Source organism: Collinsella sp. AM20-15AC, from assembly GCF_003471405.1.
Lineage (GTDB): Bacteria > Actinomycetota > Coriobacteriia > Coriobacteriales > Coriobacteriaceae > Collinsella.
Window position 1 is genome coordinate 1 of the sequence record NZ_QRJA01000002.1, and the last position, 16977, is coordinate 16977.

Below are 16977 nucleotides of genomic sequence, written 5' to 3' on the forward strand. Positions count from 1 at the left end.
TTTCTGATGCGGCGCGCTGCGCGCCCCGCACAGGCTAAAGCCTTTAACCAAAAAGGCCGCAGTCGGGATTCCCGGCTGCGGCCTTATTGCACTTGTGAGGTCAACTCGCTCGTTAGACTAACTTAAAGCCCTTGCGCTTGCCCACGGAGAGGGTGTCGCCCAGCTTGAGGGCGCTCGGATCGATGTTGTAGCTCTTGGAAGCCACAGCCTTGCCGTTGATCTTGACGCCGCCGCCGTCGATGTCGCGGCGGGCCTGACCGGCGCTGGCCGAAAGGCCCAGGTCCTTGAGCAGGCCAGCGAGGTAAATCTGGCCCTCGTCGTTGACGGTCAGCTCAACGTGCTTCTCGGGGAAGTCGGCAAGCTGGCCCTCCTTGAACACACGGTCGAACTCGGCCTGAGCCTCGTCGCCGGCGCCAGCACCGTGGTAGGTGTCGCACAGGTCGCGGCCTAGAGCGCGCTTGAGCTCGTAGGGGTCGGCGGAGCCATCGGCCAGGGCGGCATCGATCTTGTCGACCTCGGCCGGGGTGAGCGAGCTGGCCAGACGATAGTACTTGCCGATCATCTCGTCGGGAATGGACATGGTCTTGCCGAACATATCCTTGGGAGCATCGGTCAGGCCGATGTAGTTGCCGTAGGACTTGGACATCTTGCGCACGCCATCGGTGCCCTCGAGCAGCGGCATGGTAAGCGCGATCTGCGGCTCCATGCCCATCTTCTCCATGAGCTCGCGACCGGCGAGCAGGTTGAAGAGCTGGTCGGTGCCGCCCATCTCCACGTCGGCCTTGATCTGAACGGAGTCGAAGGCCTGCATCACGGGGTACAGAAACTCGTGCAGGGCAATCGGCGTCTGGGACTGGTAGCGCTTGGTAAAGTCGTCGCGCTCAAGGATGCGGGCGACGGTGAACTTGGAGCACACCTGCAGCAGGCCGGCCAGGTCCATCGACAAGATCCAGTCGCCGTTATGCACGATGGTGGTCTTCTCGGGGTCCAGAATCTTCATGGCCTGGCTCACGTAGGTCTCGGCGTTGGCCTCGATCTGCTCCTGCGAAAGCTGCGGACGCGTGGAGTTCTTGCCCGAGGGGTCGCCGATCAGCGCGGTGCCGTTGCCGATGATGAGGGTGACGTTGTGGCCCAGGTCCTGGAACTGACGCATCTTGCGCAGGGGCACGGCATGGCCCAGGTGCAGGTCGGGGCTGGTGGGATCGACGCCGAGCTTGATGTTGAGGGGCTCGCCCTTCTCAAGCTTCTTGCGAAGGTCGGCCTCGGGGACGATCTGCGCTGCACCCGAGGTGATGATACGCATTTGCTCGTCAACAGACAGCATTGGGTATCCTCCTTTTGCTATAGCACCCTCGCCGAAAACGGCGGTGCTGGAAGTCCATAAACTCTCTTATGATAACAAACTGACGCGACGCGGCACTTACGACAGGAAAATCCTCGTCCTGCCGCATGCGTCAATGGCAACTGGCAGACGTGTACCGTCACGCTCGACCAGATAGCGTACCTGCCGACGACGCAAGCAGTCGCGGCAACGGACCTGTCCCGTCGCATCGGTGGCGCAGACGCCCTCGGCGGTCAGCAGGCAGTGCTCGCACACCATGAGCTCGGGGCAATCGGCATCGACAGGGCTCAGAACACCAGGTTCGGCCGTCAGTTCGGCAATACGCTCCGCATCATTGCCGAGCAACTCGGCCGGCAAGTACACCCGCCCCGCACCGAGTCCGCGCAGCCAGGTAAGCGTGGCCCGATTCGCGCAGAACACCGGCGCCGCCACGTCAAACGTCACGCCCAGCTCGCGAGCAATCACCACCTGTCCCAGGTTGCGGCAGACGACGCGCCCGGCACGCTGCATCAGCGAGCGGGTCCGGTCAGCGTCACCCGTGCGGCACACCTCGTCAAGCACCACAACGGTGTCGGACAAATCGAGTTCTCTGCGCGGGTCGGTATCCATCAGCTGCCAAGCAAAAACCATGCGAGCGGGAACCGCGCACTCCACCAACTCCGGCGACGCACCGCTATCCACCGCAACGTCCTCAAAGGGCAGCACCTCAACGGCACGCGCAACGGGCGCAATCGCATCCGCCTCGGCCCGCATGCGCTCCAACACCGCCGCCGTCTGATCCAACACGCCGGCGCTACGAATCAGGTATACCTCGCAGCCCGCGTCCACCTTACGCTTGCAATGCACGACGACGCGCTTCCCCGCTGCGGCATCCACCGGGCAGGGCACCTGCGGCCAGCGCTTGGGCACATCGGGACGCGCGTCGACACCCGGATAGAACCGAATCTCGAGCGTGTCACCCGCCGCCACGGCGGCATCGAGCTCAACGGTCACCTCTTCGTGGCCCACAGCGACCAAGCGCCCCACGCGCACGCCCTGGTTAATTGCACGCTCAAAGCTCATCAGCTCGGCACCCGAACGCCCTCGCAGGTACGCATCGGTAAACCCACGGTTAAACGACCTTCCCAGCTCGCGCTCAAGCTCTTCCACGGCACCGGGGTCCCACGCGCCGTCGCGCAGCATATCGAGCGCCCGGCGCCAAACCCGCACCACGTTGAATACGTAATCGGGGTTCTTCATGCGTCCCTCGATCTTGAGCGACGCAACGCCAGCATCTACAAGCTCGGGCAGATGCGCAATACCCAGATAGTCATGCGGACACAGCAGACGATCCCCCTCAACGGCGACAACGCTCTGCCCCGCCTCGTCCACTAGGTCGTACGCCAGACGGCACGGCTGCGTGCAGTCGCCGCGCATCGCCGATCGTCCACGCCGCAGGGCCGAGAACTCGCACGCCCCCGAATAGCCGATGCAAATCGCACCGTGGCAGAATACCTCGATGGGCACGCCCGTGGCACATAGCGCCGCAATCTCGTCGACCGTCAGCTCGCGTGCCGTCGTCACGCGCTCGACCCCCAGCTCATCGGCGGCAAGCCGCACGGCACCCTCGCTATGAGCGCCCGCCTGCGTGGACAGGTGAATCTCGACCCCGGGAATCGCCGCGCGCAGCGCGCAGGCCAACCCGGCATCGGCGACAATCAGAGCATCGGCGCCCAGCTCCAGTGCATGAGCTCCCAACGCCACCGCGTCGGACAACTCATCGTCAAACACGAACACGTTGAGCGTTACGTACACACGCACGCCATGGGCATGCGCCACGGCGCAGCCGCGCGCAAACTCGTTATCCGTAAAGCCATGGGCGCTCACACGGGCGTTAAAGCCGCCCAACCCCGCATAGATGGCATCGGCGCCCGCGGCGATGGCCGCAAGCATCTGGTCGAGCCCGCCCGCCGGCGCCAGCAGCTCGGGCAGCGCCGCACCGGCAGCATCCAATCCAGTCTCGTATTGTCCGCTCGGCCCCATCGTCCGAATCGCCATCGACAAACTCCTTACCAAGGTATGCATTCACTCTGAAAAATGCCGTCTTCCAGCATACACGAGGCCTCGCGCGCCCCGTTTGGTTTATCGTGTAATAACTTATGTCCATCCTGCCCCGACGGCACATCCACCGTCTGGCACGACATACCTGGAGGTCAATATATGGGTCCTCGCCAACGACAGGGACACAGCCGTTCAAAGACGCACGCCCTGCCCATAATCCTGCTCTCGTTTTTGGGCTTTCTGCTGATTGCGGGCGTGGCGTTTGGCATCGGCATGGTCGGTAACGTCAACCGCTGGCTGTCCGATCTGCCCGACTACACCGACGCCAACGCGTATCTGGTGAGCGAGCCCACCGAGATCGTCGACTGCAACGGCAACAAGATCGCGAGCTTCTACACGCAAAACCGCAAGTCCATCACCAAGGACGAGGTCTCCCCCTACGTGCTGCAGGGCACCGTTGACGTCGAGGACGAGCGCTTCTACGAGCACGGCGGTATCGACCTGTGGGGTATCGCGCGTGCTGCGGTGGCAACCCTCGGCGGCGGGCACGAAGGCGCCTCGACGATCACCCAGCAGCTTGTGCGCAACACCATCCTGCAGGAGGAGCAATTCGACTCGACCATTGAGCGTAAGGTGCGCGAGGCCTACATCGCCATCAAGATGGAGGACATGTACTCCAAAGACGAGATCCTCATGATGTACCTCAACACCATCTATTACGGCCACGGCGCCTACGGCATCGAGGCCGCAGCCGAGACCTATCTGTCCAAGAGCGCCGCCGACCTCACCCTGAGCGAGGCCGCGCTGTTGATCGGCCTTCCCAACTCGCCCTCGCAGTACGACCCCACGGTCAACCCCGACCTGGCGCTGTCCCGTCGCAACAAGGTCCTCGACAACATGTTGCGCCTGGGCCACATCACCCAGGAGGAGCACGATGCCGCACAGGCCGAACCCATCACCCTCAATGTGACCGAAATCTCGGGCAGCGGCGTCGACGTATACTCGCAGCCCTACTTTGTCTCCTACGTCAAGCAGCTGCTGGAGCAGGAGTTCTCGACCGACGTGCTCTTTAAGGGCGGCCTGACCGTCAAGACCACCATCGACCCCACGATGCAGCAGGTGGCAGAGAATGCCGTCCGCGAGCAGCTCGACACGCTCTCGCTTGACGGCCTGGACATGGGCATGGTCGTCGTCGACCCCAAGACCGGCTACATCAAGTGCATGGTGGGCGGCTACGACTACAACGCCGACGAGAACCACGTAAACCATGCCACGGCCAAGCGTCCCGTCGGCTCCACCTTTAAGGCCTTTACGCTGGCAACTGCCATCCAAAACGGCATGAACCCCAACGTCACCCTCAACTGCAACTCGCCGCTCAAGGCCAAGGGCACCACGACCGAGGTCCAAAATTACGCCAACCAGAGCTATGGCAACATCACGCTTAAGCAGGCGACGGCATACTCCTCCAACACCGGCTACATCCAGGTGGCGGAAGCCGTCGGTAACAGCAAGATCATCTCGCTCGTCAAAAAGCTCGGCATCGACCCCGCCAAGGACAACATCGAGGACGTTCCCGTCATGACCCTCGGCACCGGCTCGATCTCGCCGCTCGAGATGGCCGCCGCCTACGCGACGTTTGCCAACGGCGGCTACTATCGCCAGCCGATCGCCATCACCGAGATTGACTCTCGTACCGGTTCGGTGCTGTACCAGCACACCGACAATCCCTCACAGGTGCTTACCGAGGGCGAGGCCGCCGCGGTCACCGATGTTCTGTCCGGCGTCATGAAGGGCAGCGGTACGGGTGCTGCCGGCGCTCTGAGTGTCAACCAGCCCTATGCCGGCAAGACGGGCACCACCGACAACACCACCAACCTGTGGTTCTGCGGCTATACCCCGCAGCTGGCGTGCGCCCTGTGGACCGGCTATTCCGCGGGCGAGATCCCCATCCAAAAGTACGGCACGGACCTGCTGGGCGACAGCACCAACCTGCCTGTCTTTAAGCGGTTTATGAACACCGTTCTGACCGGTACCGAGCGCGAGGAGTTTGCGACCGGAACGGCGCCCACCTACAAGAACAACAGCGTCTGGAAGTTCTACGGCACCAACAACACCAAGAAGTCGGAGAACGACGACAAGGACAAGGACGAAGAGGAAGAGGAAACCACCACAACGACTACCACGACGACCACGACCACCGAGACCACGGGCGGCGACACCACCGGCGGCACCGGTACGACCGGTGGCTCGACGGGTGGCTCCACTGGTGGTTCGACCGGCGGCGATGGCGGCACGCCTACGCCTACGCCTACGCCTACGCCTACGCCCACTCCCGACCCCTCGCCCACGCCTGACGATACGGTCGGCTAAGAAGTACGCGACTAAAGCCAACAAGGCCCCGAGCAGCTTATTGAACTGCTCGGGGCCTTTTAGTTTGAAGCGACCTGGTGGGCGGTCTTTATACCGGCAAACAAAAAGGGGTACCGACCAACGTCGATGCCCCTTACAAGCCACTATGTCAGCGCACACAATGCCGAGCGCACGACCCGCACACCTACTTGCGAGAATTGCTCAACTTATTGATCAGCGCCTCGAGACGCTCGCCGTCCTCGGCCGTCTGGGCAATAACCAAAATCGTATCGTTGCCGGCAAGCGAGCCAAGCACATCGGGTAACTCTGCCGCATCAACGGCGGCGGCGATGCCGGAAGCCGTGCCAGGCTGAGCCTTGATCATAACCAGATTATCAGTACGCAGAACGCCCGTTACGAGCTCGGAAACCATACGCTGCAGGTGCAGGTCCTCTGCCAGAACATAGATGCCCTCAGGGAGCTTACGCAGCCCCATATCGGCAATATCGCGAGAGACAGTCGCCTGCGTGCAATCAAAGCCCATAGCACGGAGCTCATCGACCAGCACGCGCTGCGTGCGGACATCCTTATTGCGCACAATATCTCTAATGGCATCCTGGCGCCCATTGCGTTTTTTAGCCATACAAACCCTCTCTCCAAAAGATGGCGGAGACAATCAATCAGTGATTGAATAGTTTAACGCTATTTGAAGGCTTTTGTGTATAAGAACGCATTTCGAAACAATTCTATGCAAGTTTGTTTCGTAATGAGCCGTTTAGGCGGTTTTTGCGCCCGTCCGGTTAAGAAAAGCTGCCAGATGCGTACACATCACGCAGCGCGCGGGCTTGGCGCTGGCGATCGGCCCAAACAACAGACCGAGTCCCCGATGGTTGTCCTTGAGCGCGGCGACCATCTGACGGGTTCGAGGCGCCTCGAGCATATCACGCATGCGGGCGGAACGCTCGATTGACGACACTCCATGCGGGCTCAGACACAAATTCTCGATGCAGGCGACCAGTCCGGCAAAGTAGAACTTTTGGCTTGCCAGCTTGAGCCGACCACCGCTATCTGCTTCCGAGAGTGAGTCCGCAAGCTCGTCGAGCGCTCGAGTGTCATCGGATATCCTGGCATACATGGTGGGATCAAAGGCATCTGTAAGCTTAGGTGCCACCGCGTGGAAACAAGCGTCGCCGCAGCCGGACACGAATCGTGCCTGCGAGAGCGCATAAGCCATAAACTCAACCGTACGGTACGCCTTGCCGCGCGACAGGCATGCCTCAAACAGCGGACGGCTATACATCACGCCAGAGGTCTGAGCGACTAGGCCGCCTAAAATCAACTGGGGCAGCCCAGTCACCATAGAAGACTCGTCTTCTATGGCAATAGAGGCAGCATCCAAGACGCGCGAATGACGCTCGCGGTGCGCATCGTATCGATCGAGCGACACCGAGGGGAGCACAATGTCTGCCGCAGTATCGCACGCGATATCGACCATCTTGGAAAGGGTCTGCGGAGCAAACCACTCATCGGCGTTCATGGCGATGATTTGAGAGCCGCGCGAGGCATCAAAACCGGCGCGAAGACAAGCGCCACGCTTCGCGTCCTCGACGTCAATCAAATCAATATGGATGTCCCTGTCGGCAGCAACTTGAAGCGAATGGCGCACACCGGGCGCAGCATCGCGGCAAACAACGACAATCTGCAAATCGTAGAGGTCTTGGTTCTGGATACTCTCGAGCGCACGCATCGCATAGCTGGGCGAACCTTCTACCACAAGGATCACCGAAAGTCGCGGATGCGAGCCACGTCGAACCAAGTTATCCGTCCTCTCGACAGCAATGAATCAAATCGTGGTTCATGGTACACCCCGGCAATAAAAGCAATGAGACACCGGTTGTATTGCACGCCAAGAACAGATGTTGCACACGTGCAGCCCACAGATGACAGGTGTCAACGCACGCCGCGTCGAGCCCTCCCCTAGTCGAGAACGACAAGCTCGTCGGGGCCGTAATCCACACCCATAAACGTAAGGCCGCAGGCAGGCGCCGTGGGACCCGCAGCGGTTCGGTCACGGGCGTCAATAACCTCGCGCATCCACTGAGGATCGCGACGATGCATGCCAATCTCCACGAGCGTTCCTACAATGGTACGCACCATCGAGTGCAAAAACGCATTGCCCTCGATAGTGAAGGTCAGGATATCCTCGCCAAAAGCGACCTCGTGACCAAACTCCGCACGCATCACGCAGCGGTGCGTGGGCTTGCCCACAGCAGAGGCAACCTTGCAAAAGCTCTTAAAGTCCTGCTCGCCCAAAAGCGCAGGGCAGGCGGCCGCCATCGCATCGACGTCGAGGGGATAGCGATGCCACCACACCGCACCGCGCGAGAGCACGGGGCGCGCATCGCGATCGGCAATACGGTACGTATACGTACGGGACCGCGCGTCAAAGCGGGCAGAAAAGCCCCTACGGGCCTTGTAGACCTCGTTTATGGCGATATCTTTGGGCAGGAGGGCATCCATAGCCCTCAGCCACCTACGGCGCGTCAGAGCAAGCTCAGCGTCCGTTACGGGCACGCTAATGTACTGGGCCACCGCATGCACGCCGGCATCGGTACGACCCGCACACGTCAGATCGATCGGGCGGCGCAGCAGCGTCTCGATAGCGCGGCGTAACTCGCCCGCAACGGTCGTCTGGCCCGGCTGCTCGGCAAATCCGCTATAGGACGAGCCATCATAGGCAACACGGAATACAAGCGTGGCATCGAGCTCAGGAATCGAATTGAAATCAGACGGCGCGGTCATGGGCGCTCCCAACAAACAATCAACGGTATCGCGACAAAAAAAGAGGGGTACGCGAACGTACCCCTCGAATATAGCCTATGCAGACGGATTGTCTACTCAGCGGTCTCCTCAGCAGGAGCCTCCTCGACGGCCTCGACCTTCTTGGGAGCAGCGGCCTTCTTGGGGGCCGGAGCAGCCTTCTTGGCCTTAGGCGTGCAAGGCTCGGTGACGAGCTCCATGATAACGATGGGAGCGTTGTCGCCCTTACGGTTACCGAGCTTCATGATGCGGGTGTAACCGCCGTTGCGGTCCTGCCACATGCCCTGAGCAGCCTTGTCGAAGATCTCGGCAACGAGCTGCTTATCGCCGAGTTTGGCGATAGCCAGACGACGAGAGTGCAGGTCGCCCTTCTTGGCCCAGGTGATGATCGGATCGACGACCGAACGCAGCGCCTTAGCGCGGGTCTCGGTGGTCTTGATGCGGTCGTTCTCGAAGAGGGCCTTAGCAAGGCTCTTCTTCATGGCCTTGGTGTGGCTCGCATCGGTGCCGAGCTTCAGGCCCTTCTTAACGTTGTGACGCATGGTCTAGTTTCTCCTCAAATATGCGAAGCATTAAGCCTTCAGGCTCAGGCCCATGGACTCAAGCTTGTCCTTCACTTCCTCGATCGACTTAACACCGAAGTTACGGATGTTAAGCAGATCGTTCTCCGAGAACTCAACGAGCTGACGGACCGAGTGAATGCTGGCGCGCTTAAGGCAGTTGTAGGAACGGACGGAAAGGTCCAGATCCTCGATCTGCTTGTCCAGCTCGGCGTTGTCGTTGGTGACCTCGGGAGCGAAGATCGAAGCCTCCTCCTCGACCTCGGGGGTCTCGGCAAGGTTCATAAAGGCAGCCATATGCTGGTTGATGATATTGGCAGCCTGGACCATGGCGTCGCGCGGAGCGATGGAGCCGTTGGTCTCGATCTCGAGGACAAGGCGGTCGTAGTCGGTGTGCTGACCGACACGGCAAGCCTCAACGAGCTTGGCGCAACGGGACACCGGCGAGTACAGCGAGTCGACGTGGATCACACCGATGGGATCGTTGTCGCGCTTGTTAGCCTCGCCAGAGACATAGCCGCGGCCATAGCCGATGCGCATGCTCATGGTGAGATGGCCACCCTCGGTAAGCGTAGCGATGTGCTGCTCGGGGTTGACCAGCTCAAACTCGGACGGAATAAAGAAGTCCGCACCGGTGACCTCGCAGGGGCCGTCAACAGAAATGGTGGCGGTCGCCTCGTCGGTCGTGCCGAGAGCCCTGAAGACAAGACCCTTGACATTCAGGACGATGTCGGTGACATCCTCGACCATGTTAGGGATGGTCATGAACTCGTGCTGTGCACCATCGATCTGAATAGCCTCGACGGCGGCACCCTCGAGCGAGGACAGAAGTACGCGACGAAGGGAGTTACCCAGCGTATCGCCGTAGCCACGCTCGAGCGGCTCGACGGAGACACGAGCAGACGTCTCGTTGATCTCTTCGACCTGAACCTGAGGCCTAATGAATTCTGACATGTATTACCTCCAGCCTCAGCAGCCCGGATGGACTACTTAGAGTAGAGCTCGACGATGAGCTGCTCGTTGATATCACCGCTGATCTGCTCACGCGTCGGCAGAGCGAGCACGTTACCAGACAGCTTCTCGATATCGACCTCGAGCCAGCCAGGGACCTCAAAGCGCTCGGAGGAAATCAGAGCCTCCTTGATGGGGAGGAGGTCACGGAACTTCTCGCCGACAGCGACGACGTCGCCGGCCTTGACGCGGTAGGACGGAATATCCACGCGCTTGCCGTTCACGGTGAAGTGACCGTGACGGACGGACTGACGAGCCTCTTTGCGGGTGCGGGCGAAGCCAAGACGGAAGACGACGTTGTCAAGGCGAGACTCAAGGATGATCATGAGGTTCTCACCGGTGACGCCGTTCATCTTACGGGCCTTGTTGAAGTAGCCGTGGAACTGCTTCTCCAGAACGCCATAGATGAACTTGACCTTCTGCTTCTCGCGCAGCTGCATGCCGTACTCAGATTCCTTGCGACGGCGCTTGGGCTGACGGATAGATTCCTTCTTGCTGCTGTAACCGAGCTCAGCGGGATCGATCCCGAGCTGACGGCAGCGCTTAAGAACAGGAGTCCTGTCGATTGCCATATTGATACGATCCTTTCAGTTACACGCGGCGACGCTTCTTGGGGCGGCAGCCGTTGTGCGGAATGGGGGTCTTGTCCTGGATGCTCGAGACCTCGAGGCCAGCAGCCTGGAGGGAGCGAATGGCGGTCTCACGACCGGAGCCGGGGCCCTTGACGAAGACGGAAACCTTCTTCATACCGTGCTCCATGGCCTGCTTGGCAGCAGCCTCGGCAGCCATCTGGGCAGCGAACGGCGTGGACTTACGGGAGCCCTTGAAGCCCACCTGGCCAGCCGACTTCCAGGAAATGACGTTGCCCTGGGGATCGGTGATCGAAACGATCGTGTTGTTGAACGTAGAACGAATGTGAGCCTGGCCCACGGAAATGTTCTTACGGTCCGCGCGCTTCAGACGGGCAGCGCGAACGTTCTTCTTAGCAGTAGCCATCTATCTAGCGCTCCTTATTTCTTCTTCTTAGCACCGATCTGACGCTTCGGGCCCTTGCGGGTACGAGCGTTAGTGTGGGTGCGCTGGCCGCGGACCGGGAGGCCCTTGCGGTGACGAAGGCCGCGGTTGCAGCCGATGTCCATAAGGCGCTTGACGTTCTGGTTGCGCTCACGGCGGAGGTCGCCCTCAACCATGATCTGGTTCTTATCGATATAATCACGGATGGCGTTAACCTCATCCTCGGTGAGGTCCTTAACGCGCGTATCCACGTTAACGTTGCACTCGACGCAGATCTTCGTCGCAGTGGTGCGGCCGATGCCGTAAATGTAGGTCAGACCGATCTCAACGCGCTTCTCACGCGGGAGGTCGACACCATTAATACGGGCCAACGTAGTCTCCTCTCTTAACCCTGACGCTGCTTATGACGGGGGTTCTCGCAAATGACGAGGACCTTGCCATGGCGCCTAATGATTTTGCACTTATCGCACATCTTCTTGACCGAAGGACGTACCTTCATCGTTCTTCCTTTCGGTAGCGCTCAAACTACTTCCCTACTATCTACTCGCCCAGCCGCAGGCGTTTAAAACTATGGCTGGTCTTCACACACAATCCGACCGTAGGTTGAGCTAAGCCTGCAGCCGGAAATGGAGTGCGTGTATGCGTGCCGCTATTTGTAGCGATAGGTGATGCGGCCGCGGGTCAGGTCGTACGGGGAAAGCTCCACGACAACCCTGTCACCGGGGAGAATACGGATGTAATTCATTCGGATCTTGCCAGAAATGTTGCACAGAACCGAATGACCGTTCTCGAGCTCGACCTTAAACATGGCGTTGGGCAGCGGTTCCTTTACCGTACCCTCGAGCTCAATTGCGTCTTCCTTCTTCACAAGCAATCATCTTTCTCTAGAAAACGACAGCGATTGAGTATTCTACAATACGCATGCACGTATCGTAATATCTTCGTAATGGCTCCACAACTAAGTGGAACTTGTTACATTTCTCCGCCTTGGAGCGAACACCAAGCACCTTGGGCATCCGTGGTGATAATCACCGGACCGTCATTGGTAATGGCGACGGTGTTCTCGTAGTGCGCGGCGGGCAGGTGGTCGTTGGTCGTAACAATCCAACCGTCGGAGCCCGTGCTCACATGGTTGGAACCCATCGTAACCATCGGCTCGATGGCAATGACCATGCCGGCCTGGAGGCGAACGCCCCTCCCCTTCTTTCCATAGTTAGGAACGTTGGGGTCCTCGTGCATCACGCGGCCAATGCCATGGCCCACATAGTCACGAAGCACGCCGTAACCGTGAGACTCGGCGAGGGACTGAACGGCGTAACCAACATCCCCGATATGGTTACCGGGAACAGCCTGCTCGATGGCAGCCTTAAGGCAATCGCGCGTGACCTCGCACAGGGCCTTGGCCTCGGGCGTGGGTGTGCCGACAAAAAACGTCCAAGCGTTATCGCCAACCCAACCGTCGACAACGGCTCCCGTATCGATGGAGATGATATCGCCATCGCGCAGGATCATGTCGGGGTTGGGAATACCGTGGACCACGGCATCGTTAATCGATGCGCAAATGGTACCGGGGAACCCGCCGTAACCCTTAAAGGCCGGGGTGCCGCCATGCATACGGATAATCTGCTCCGCGAGCTGATCGAGCTCAAAGGTCGAAACACCAGGGCGCACCATGGCTCCAACGTGGCGGAGCGCCATCTTAGACAGCGCTCCTGCCTTCTTCATCTGCTCGATTTGCGTTGCAGACTTAATCTTGATCATAGACCGAGAGCCTCTTTGACATCCCCGTACACGGTCTCGCGAGCCTGGTCACCGTTGACCGACTTGAGCAGACCCTGGCCACGATAGTAGTCGACGAGCGGGCTCGTGGACTTCTCGTAGACGTCGAGACGGTTCTTGATGGTCTCGGGCTTGTCGTCGTCGCGCTGATACATCTCGCCGGCGCACTTGGGGCAGGTAGCATCGGCAGCGGTGCCGGTGTAACCGCAGGCGCGGCAAGTGCGACGCGAAGACAGACGATCGATGATGACCTCGGGGGCCACGTCGACCAGAAGGGCGCAGTCGATCTCGCGACCCATGGCGGAGAGCTCGGAATCGAGCGTCACAGCCTGGGCGGTGTTGCGCGGGAAGCCGTCGAGGATGAAGCCCTGCTGGGCGTCATCGGCAGCAAGGCGCTCCTTGACAAGGTCGATCACGAGCTGGTCGGGAACGAGCTCGCCAGCGTCCATGTACTTCTTAGCCTGAATACCAAGCTCGGTGCCACCCTTGACGGCAGCACGCAGCAGGTCGCCCGTGGAAATGTGAGCGACGCCAAACTCGGCGACGAGCTCCTGTGCGACGGTGCCCTTACCGGCACCCGGAGCTCCGAGCAATACGAGGTTCATGAGCAATCCTCCTCTAGCCTATTTAAAGAATCCATCGTAATCATACATCTTGATCTGGCCTTCGAGCTTATCGACCGTGTCGAGCACGACGCCGACCATGATGAGGATGGACGTGCCGCCAAATGCCTGGATCAGATGGTTACCCGTGAAGGAGAAGATGATCGAAGGCACGATGGCGATGAGCGCCAAAAAGACAGCGCTGGGAAGCGTGATCTTGTTGAGCGCGTTCTTGATGTAGGCCGCGGTAGCCCTACCCGGACGGACGCCCGGAATAAAGCCACCCTGCTTCTTAAGGTTGTCGGCCGTGTCATCGGGGTTGAACACCATGGAGGTGTAGAAGTACGCGAAGAACACGATGAGGACAACATTAAGCACCCAGTTGAGCCAACCGGTCGAAAGCGCGGAGGCAACTGCCTGAATCCAGCCGATGCCGGGGAAGAACACGGCAATCTGAGCCGGGAAGTACAGCAGCGCCGAAGCGAAGATGATCGGCACGACGCCCGCGGTGTTGACCTTGATGGGCAGGTAGGTGGTCTGGCCACCCATCATGCGACGACCCACAACGCGCTTAGCGTAGGAGACCGGAATGCGGCGCTGGCCGCGCTCAAGGAAAACAATCAGCGGGATAACCAGCAGGATGATGGCGCAGATAATCACCATGGTGATGATGCCACCGGCATTGCCCTCGGTGCTGGAGAAGATCGCCTGCGGCAGGCCGGCCATGATGTTCGCAAAGATGATCAGCGACATGCCATTGCCGATACCACGCTGGGTGATGAGCTCACCAATCCACATGATCAGCATGGCACCCGCGGTGAGCGTGCCGACGACCATGAGGTCGAAGATGATCTCGGGAGCGCCGGCGCCATTAAAGCTGATGCCGAAGCTCTTAAAGAGGAAGAGGTAACCCACGGAGTTGAGGATTGCCAGAGCCAGGGTGAGATAACGCGAATACTGCGTAATCTTGGTCTGACCGACCTCGCCCTCGCGGGCAAGCTCGTGCAGGGAAGGCACGACGGCCTGGAGCATCTGGAGGATGATCGAGCTGGTGATGTAAGGCATGATGCCCAGCGAAAACACCGACACATAGCTCAACGCGCCGCCAGAGAAAAGATTCAGGAGGGCCATAGCACCTGCGGCGACCGAATTGTTATCGGTCGAGAAAAGGCCCAGCATCCCCTGGAAGGGAATGCCGGGCACAGGAACGTGCGCACCAATGCGGTACACGACGAGCATAGCTATGGTAAAAAGAATCTTTTCGCGCAGTTCTTTGATGCGGAAAGCATTCTTAAGACCATTTAGCACGGCAGCTCGACCTTTCCGCCGGCGGCCTCGATCTTGGCCTGCGCAGAAGCACTGACCTTGTCGACCTTGACCGTGAACTTCTTGGTGAGCTCACCATTGCCGAGCACCTTGACGGGCTCGAACTCGCTCTTGGTGATGCGAGCGGCCTTAAGAGCGGCACCGTCGATCACAGCGCCGTCCTCGAACTTACGCTCGAGACGCTCAACGTTGACAGCGGTGTACTCGATACGACGGGGGTTGCGGAAGCCCGGAAGCTTAGGCAGGCGCATGGCCAGCGGAGTCTGGCCACCCTCGAAGCCGGCACCCTTGGTGCCGCCAGAGCGAGAGCCCTGGCCCTTCTGACCGCGGCCAGAAGTGGTGCCGTGACCCGAAGAATTGCCACGGCCGACGCGCTTGCGGTTCTTGGTGGAACCGGGCGCGGGAGTAAGATCGTGAAGCTGCATTTGCTACTCCTCTACAATCTCGACAAGGTGCTTGACCTTGAAGATCATGCCGCGGACGGACTCGTTGTCAGCAATCTCGCGAACCTCGCGGATCCTGTGGAGACCGAGGGCACGGACAGTACGGACCTGGTCCTGCTTGCAACCGTTGGTGCTGCGGACCTGCTTGATCTTGATGGTGTCAGCCATGCTTAGTTCTCCTTACCGACGAACATCTCGGAGACCGTCAGGCCACGGCGAGCCGCGACGTCCTCAGGGCTGGAGAGCTCCTTGAGGCCCTCGACGGCAGCCTTGATGATGTTGAGGCCGTTGTCGGTACCGAGGGACTTGGACAGGACGTTCTTGATGCCAGCAAGCTCGAAGAGGGGACGCACAGCGCCGCCGGCGATAACGCCGGTACCCTCGACAGCGGGCTTGATGATGATGCGGCCGGCACCAAAGTGGCCGAGAACCTCGTGCGGGATGGTGCCCTGCTCGGTCACCGGCACGTGGAACATGTTCTTCTTGGCATCGAGAGACGCCTTGGAGATGGCCAGGGGCACCTCAGCGGACTTGCCCATGCCAACGCCGACGTTGCCCTTGCCGTCGCCAACGACGACGAGAGCGACGAGGCTCATGCGACGACCACCCTTGACGGTCTTCGACACGCGGTTGATGTAAACGACGCGCTCCTCGAACTCGGAGGCCTCGCGCTGCTGCTTCTGATTACGAGCCATGTGCTACATACCTCCTAGAACTCGAGACCGGCGGCACGAGCACCGTCGGCGAGGGCCTTGACGCGGCCATGGTAGATACGGCCACCGCGATCGAAGGCGACCTTGGTGATGCCGGCCTCGATGGCACGCTTGCCAACGAGCTGACCGACCTTCTCCGCAGCCTCCTTGTTCGAGGTGTGGGTGCCCTTGAACTCGGCCTCGAGGGTCGAGGCAGAGACGAGCGTCAGGCTGGAGCCCTTGCTGTCGTCGATGATCTGGGCATAGATGTTGGCGTTAGTACGGGTCACGCGAAGACGCGGACGCTCGGAGGTACCCGAGACCTTGCCGCGAACACGACGCTGACGACGCTTGAGGCCTTCCAGCTTCGCCTTATGCTTGTTCATACGTAAACTCCTAAAAAGGTTGATCTTGCCAGCACCTGACGGGGTGCTGGTCTTATGCGAGTGAGTCGGTTACGACTACTTGGCGGCCTTACCCAGCTTGCGGCGGATGTGCTCGCCAACGTAGTGGATACCCTTGCCCTTGTAAGGCTCGGGAGGACGATGGCCGCGGATCTCAGCGGCGATCTGACCGACCTGCTGCTTGTTGATACCCTTGACGTTCACGTGGGTGTTGTCGGGAACCTCGAAGGTGATGCCCTCGGGAGCCTCGACGATCACGGGGTGCGAGAAGCCCAGGGAGAACTCGAGGTTCTTGCCCTTCTGCTGCACGCGGTAACCGACGCCGGCGAGCTCGAGCTTCTTCTCGAAGCCCTCGGAAACGCCAACCACCATGTTGTGGATGAGGGCGCGGGTGAGGCCGTGGCGGGCACGGGTCTCACGCTCGTCGTCGGGACGGGAAACGGTGAGGACGCTGTCCTCGACGTTGATAGCGAGCTTCTCAAAGACATCGAGCTCGAGCTGGCCCTTGGGGCCCTTGACGACAACGTTGTTGCCGTTGACTGCCACTTCGACTCCGGCGGGAATCTGGACAGGCTTATTACCGATACGAGACACG

At 60.1% G+C, this 16977-nt stretch carries 21 protein-coding genes; 1 reads left to right on the forward strand and 20 read right to left on the reverse strand.

The features are described from left to right. Nucleotides 1–112 precede the first annotated feature (112 nt). Both tyrS and DW233_RS00835 read right to left on the reverse strand, forming a co-directional pair. The gene (gene tyrS / locus DW233_RS00830; RefSeq protein ID WP_089573569.1) at nucleotides 113–1324 is read right to left on the reverse strand and encodes a tyrosine--tRNA ligase; all 1212 of its coding nucleotides are present in this window, start codon (nucleotides 1322–1324) and stop codon (nucleotides 113–115) included. A gap of 96 nt (nucleotides 1325–1420) precedes the next feature. Beyond that, the gene (locus DW233_RS00835; protein WP_158567775.1) at nucleotides 1421–3379 is read right to left on the reverse strand and encodes a U32 family peptidase; all 1959 of its coding nucleotides are present in this window, start codon (nucleotides 3377–3379) and stop codon (nucleotides 1421–1423) included. Nucleotides 3380–3541: 162 nt separating this feature from the next. On the opposite strand from DW233_RS00835, the gene DW233_RS00840 reads away from it, so the two are divergent. Next, entirely contained in the window at nucleotides 3542–5752 is a 2211-nt protein-coding gene (locus DW233_RS00840; RefSeq protein ID WP_117839676.1) for a transglycosylase domain-containing protein, read from the forward strand. A gap of 184 nt (nucleotides 5753–5936) precedes the next feature. Here DW233_RS00840 and DW233_RS00845 read toward each other — a convergent pair whose 3' ends face one another. From DW233_RS00845 to rplF, 18 genes are all read right to left on the reverse strand, one after another. Beyond that, complete coding sequence (locus DW233_RS00845; RefSeq protein ID WP_006235280.1) at nucleotides 5937–6374, reverse strand: arginine repressor; 438 nt, start codon at nucleotides 6372–6374, stop codon at nucleotides 5937–5939. Nucleotides 6375–6506: 132 nt separating this feature from the next. Beyond that, the gene (locus tag DW233_RS00850; RefSeq protein WP_147357107.1) at nucleotides 6507–7505 is read right to left on the reverse strand and encodes a glycosyltransferase; all 999 of its coding nucleotides are present in this window, start codon (nucleotides 7503–7505) and stop codon (nucleotides 6507–6509) included. 203 nt (nucleotides 7506–7708) lie between these two features. Next, nucleotides 7709–8533, reverse strand: a complete 825-nt coding sequence (gene truA / locus DW233_RS00855) for a tRNA pseudouridine(38-40) synthase TruA (protein ID WP_118266241.1) — start codon at nucleotides 8531–8533, stop codon at nucleotides 7709–7711. A 92-nt stretch (nucleotides 8534–8625) separates the two neighbouring features. Continuing rightward, entirely contained in the window at nucleotides 8626–9093 is a 468-nt protein-coding gene (gene rplQ, locus DW233_RS00860; protein WP_006235277.1) for a 50S ribosomal protein L17, read from the reverse strand. Between the two features lie 30 nt (nucleotides 9094–9123). Continuing rightward, a complete protein-coding gene (locus tag DW233_RS00865; RefSeq protein WP_118266243.1) occupies nucleotides 9124–10065 on the reverse strand; it encodes a DNA-directed RNA polymerase subunit alpha in 942 nt (313 codons plus the stop codon). 32 nt (nucleotides 10066–10097) lie between these two features. Then, a complete protein-coding gene (rpsD, locus tag DW233_RS00870) occupies nucleotides 10098–10694 on the reverse strand; it encodes a 30S ribosomal protein S4 (protein WP_006235275.1) in 597 nt (198 codons plus the stop codon). Nucleotides 10695–10713: 19 nt separating this feature from the next. Beyond that, entirely contained in the window at nucleotides 10714–11118 is a 405-nt protein-coding gene (gene rpsK, locus DW233_RS00875; RefSeq protein WP_006235274.1) for a 30S ribosomal protein S11, read from the reverse strand. A gap of 14 nt (nucleotides 11119–11132) precedes the next feature. Then, entirely contained in the window at nucleotides 11133–11507 is a 375-nt protein-coding gene (rpsM, locus tag DW233_RS00880) for a 30S ribosomal protein S13 (RefSeq protein ID WP_022094275.1), read from the reverse strand. Between the two features lie 14 nt (nucleotides 11508–11521). Then, nucleotides 11522–11635: a 50S ribosomal protein L36 gene (gene rpmJ / locus DW233_RS00885; protein ID WP_006363204.1), complete on the reverse strand. Its 114-nt coding sequence runs from the start codon at nucleotides 11633–11635 to the stop codon at nucleotides 11522–11524. Nucleotides 11636–11785: 150 nt separating this feature from the next. Continuing rightward, nucleotides 11786–12004: a translation initiation factor IF-1 gene (infA, locus tag DW233_RS00890; protein ID WP_035137443.1), complete on the reverse strand. Its 219-nt coding sequence runs from the start codon at nucleotides 12002–12004 to the stop codon at nucleotides 11786–11788. A gap of 104 nt (nucleotides 12005–12108) precedes the next feature. Further along, nucleotides 12109–12897, reverse strand: coding sequence for a type I methionyl aminopeptidase (gene map, locus DW233_RS00895; protein ID WP_117564184.1), 789 nt, complete (start codon nucleotides 12895–12897; stop codon nucleotides 12109–12111). Further along, nucleotides 12894–13520: an adenylate kinase gene (locus DW233_RS00900; protein WP_055252238.1), complete on the reverse strand. Its 627-nt coding sequence runs from the start codon at nucleotides 13518–13520 to the stop codon at nucleotides 12894–12896. The genes map and DW233_RS00900 overlap by 4 nt, the downstream gene beginning before the upstream one ends. An 18-nt stretch (nucleotides 13521–13538) precedes the next feature. Next, a complete protein-coding gene (secY, locus tag DW233_RS00905; protein ID WP_089573561.1) occupies nucleotides 13539–14825 on the reverse strand; it encodes a preprotein translocase subunit SecY in 1287 nt (428 codons plus the stop codon). Then, nucleotides 14819–15268, reverse strand: a complete 450-nt coding sequence (rplO, locus tag DW233_RS00910) for a 50S ribosomal protein L15 (protein WP_006235267.1) — start codon at nucleotides 15266–15268, stop codon at nucleotides 14819–14821. Before rplO ends, secY begins: the two co-directional genes overlap by 7 nt. Nucleotides 15269–15271: 3 nt before the next feature. Further along, nucleotides 15272–15454, reverse strand: a complete 183-nt coding sequence (gene rpmD, locus DW233_RS00915; RefSeq protein ID WP_006235266.1) for a 50S ribosomal protein L30 — start codon at nucleotides 15452–15454, stop codon at nucleotides 15272–15274. 2 nt (nucleotides 15455–15456) lie between these two features. Next, nucleotides 15457–15981, reverse strand: coding sequence for a 30S ribosomal protein S5 (gene rpsE, locus DW233_RS00920; protein WP_055252236.1), 525 nt, complete (start codon nucleotides 15979–15981; stop codon nucleotides 15457–15459). A gap of 14 nt (nucleotides 15982–15995) precedes the next feature. Next, nucleotides 15996–16364 carry a 50S ribosomal protein L18 gene (gene rplR / locus DW233_RS00925; protein ID WP_006235264.1) on the reverse strand — a complete coding sequence of 123 codons (369 nt, stop codon included), beginning with the start codon at nucleotides 16362–16364 and terminating at the stop codon, nucleotides 15996–15998. A 75-nt stretch (nucleotides 16365–16439) separates the two neighbouring features. After that, the gene (gene rplF, locus DW233_RS00930) at nucleotides 16440–16976 is read right to left on the reverse strand and encodes a 50S ribosomal protein L6 (RefSeq protein WP_118266245.1); all 537 of its coding nucleotides are present in this window, start codon (nucleotides 16974–16976) and stop codon (nucleotides 16440–16442) included. Nucleotide 16977: the final 1 nt, after the last annotated feature.

Bases quoted from the DNA above. Each gene is read 5' to 3' on its own strand.
- tyrS (WP_089573569.1), bottom strand. From the start codon at position 1,324: ATGCTGTCTGTTGACGAGCAAATGCGTATCATCACCTCGGGTGCAGCG.
- DW233_RS00835 (WP_158567775.1), bottom strand. From the start codon at position 3,379: ATGGCGATTCGGACGATGGGGCCGAGCGGACAATACGAGACTGGATTG.
- DW233_RS00840 (WP_117839676.1), top strand. From the start codon at position 3,542: ATGGGTCCTCGCCAACGACAGGGACACAGCCGTTCAAAGACGCACGCC.
- DW233_RS00845 (WP_006235280.1), bottom strand. From the start codon at position 6,374: ATGGCTAAAAAACGCAATGGGCGCCAGGATGCCATTAGAGATATTGTG.
- truA (WP_118266241.1), bottom strand. From the start codon at position 8,533: ATGACCGCGCCGTCTGATTTCAATTCGATTCCTGAGCTCGATGCCACG.
- rplQ (WP_006235277.1), bottom strand. From the start codon at position 9,093: ATGCGTCACAACGTTAAGAAGGGCCTGAAGCTCGGCACCGATGCGAGC.
- DW233_RS00865 (WP_118266243.1), bottom strand. From the start codon at position 10,065: ATGTCAGAATTCATTAGGCCTCAGGTTCAGGTCGAAGAGATCAACGAG.
- rpsD (WP_006235275.1), bottom strand. From the start codon at position 10,694: ATGGCAATCGACAGGACTCCTGTTCTTAAGCGCTGCCGTCAGCTCGGG.
- rpsK (WP_006235274.1), bottom strand. From the start codon at position 11,118: ATGGCTACTGCTAAGAAGAACGTTCGCGCTGCCCGTCTGAAGCGCGCG.
- rpmJ (WP_006363204.1), bottom strand. From the start codon at position 11,635: ATGAAGGTACGTCCTTCGGTCAAGAAGATGTGCGATAAGTGCAAAATC.
- map (WP_117564184.1), bottom strand. From the start codon at position 12,897: ATGATCAAGATTAAGTCTGCAACGCAAATCGAGCAGATGAAGAAGGCA.
- DW233_RS00900 (WP_055252238.1), bottom strand. From the start codon at position 13,520: ATGAACCTCGTATTGCTCGGAGCTCCGGGTGCCGGTAAGGGCACCGTC.
- rplO (WP_006235267.1), bottom strand. From the start codon at position 15,268: ATGCAGCTTCACGATCTTACTCCCGCGCCCGGTTCCACCAAGAACCGC.
- rpmD (WP_006235266.1), bottom strand. From the start codon at position 15,454: ATGGCTGACACCATCAAGATCAAGCAGGTCCGCAGCACCAACGGTTGC.
- rpsE (WP_055252236.1), bottom strand. From the start codon at position 15,981: ATGGCTCGTAATCAGAAGCAGCAGCGCGAGGCCTCCGAGTTCGAGGAG.
- rplR (WP_006235264.1), bottom strand. From the start codon at position 16,364: ATGAACAAGCATAAGGCGAAGCTGGAAGGCCTCAAGCGTCGTCAGCGT.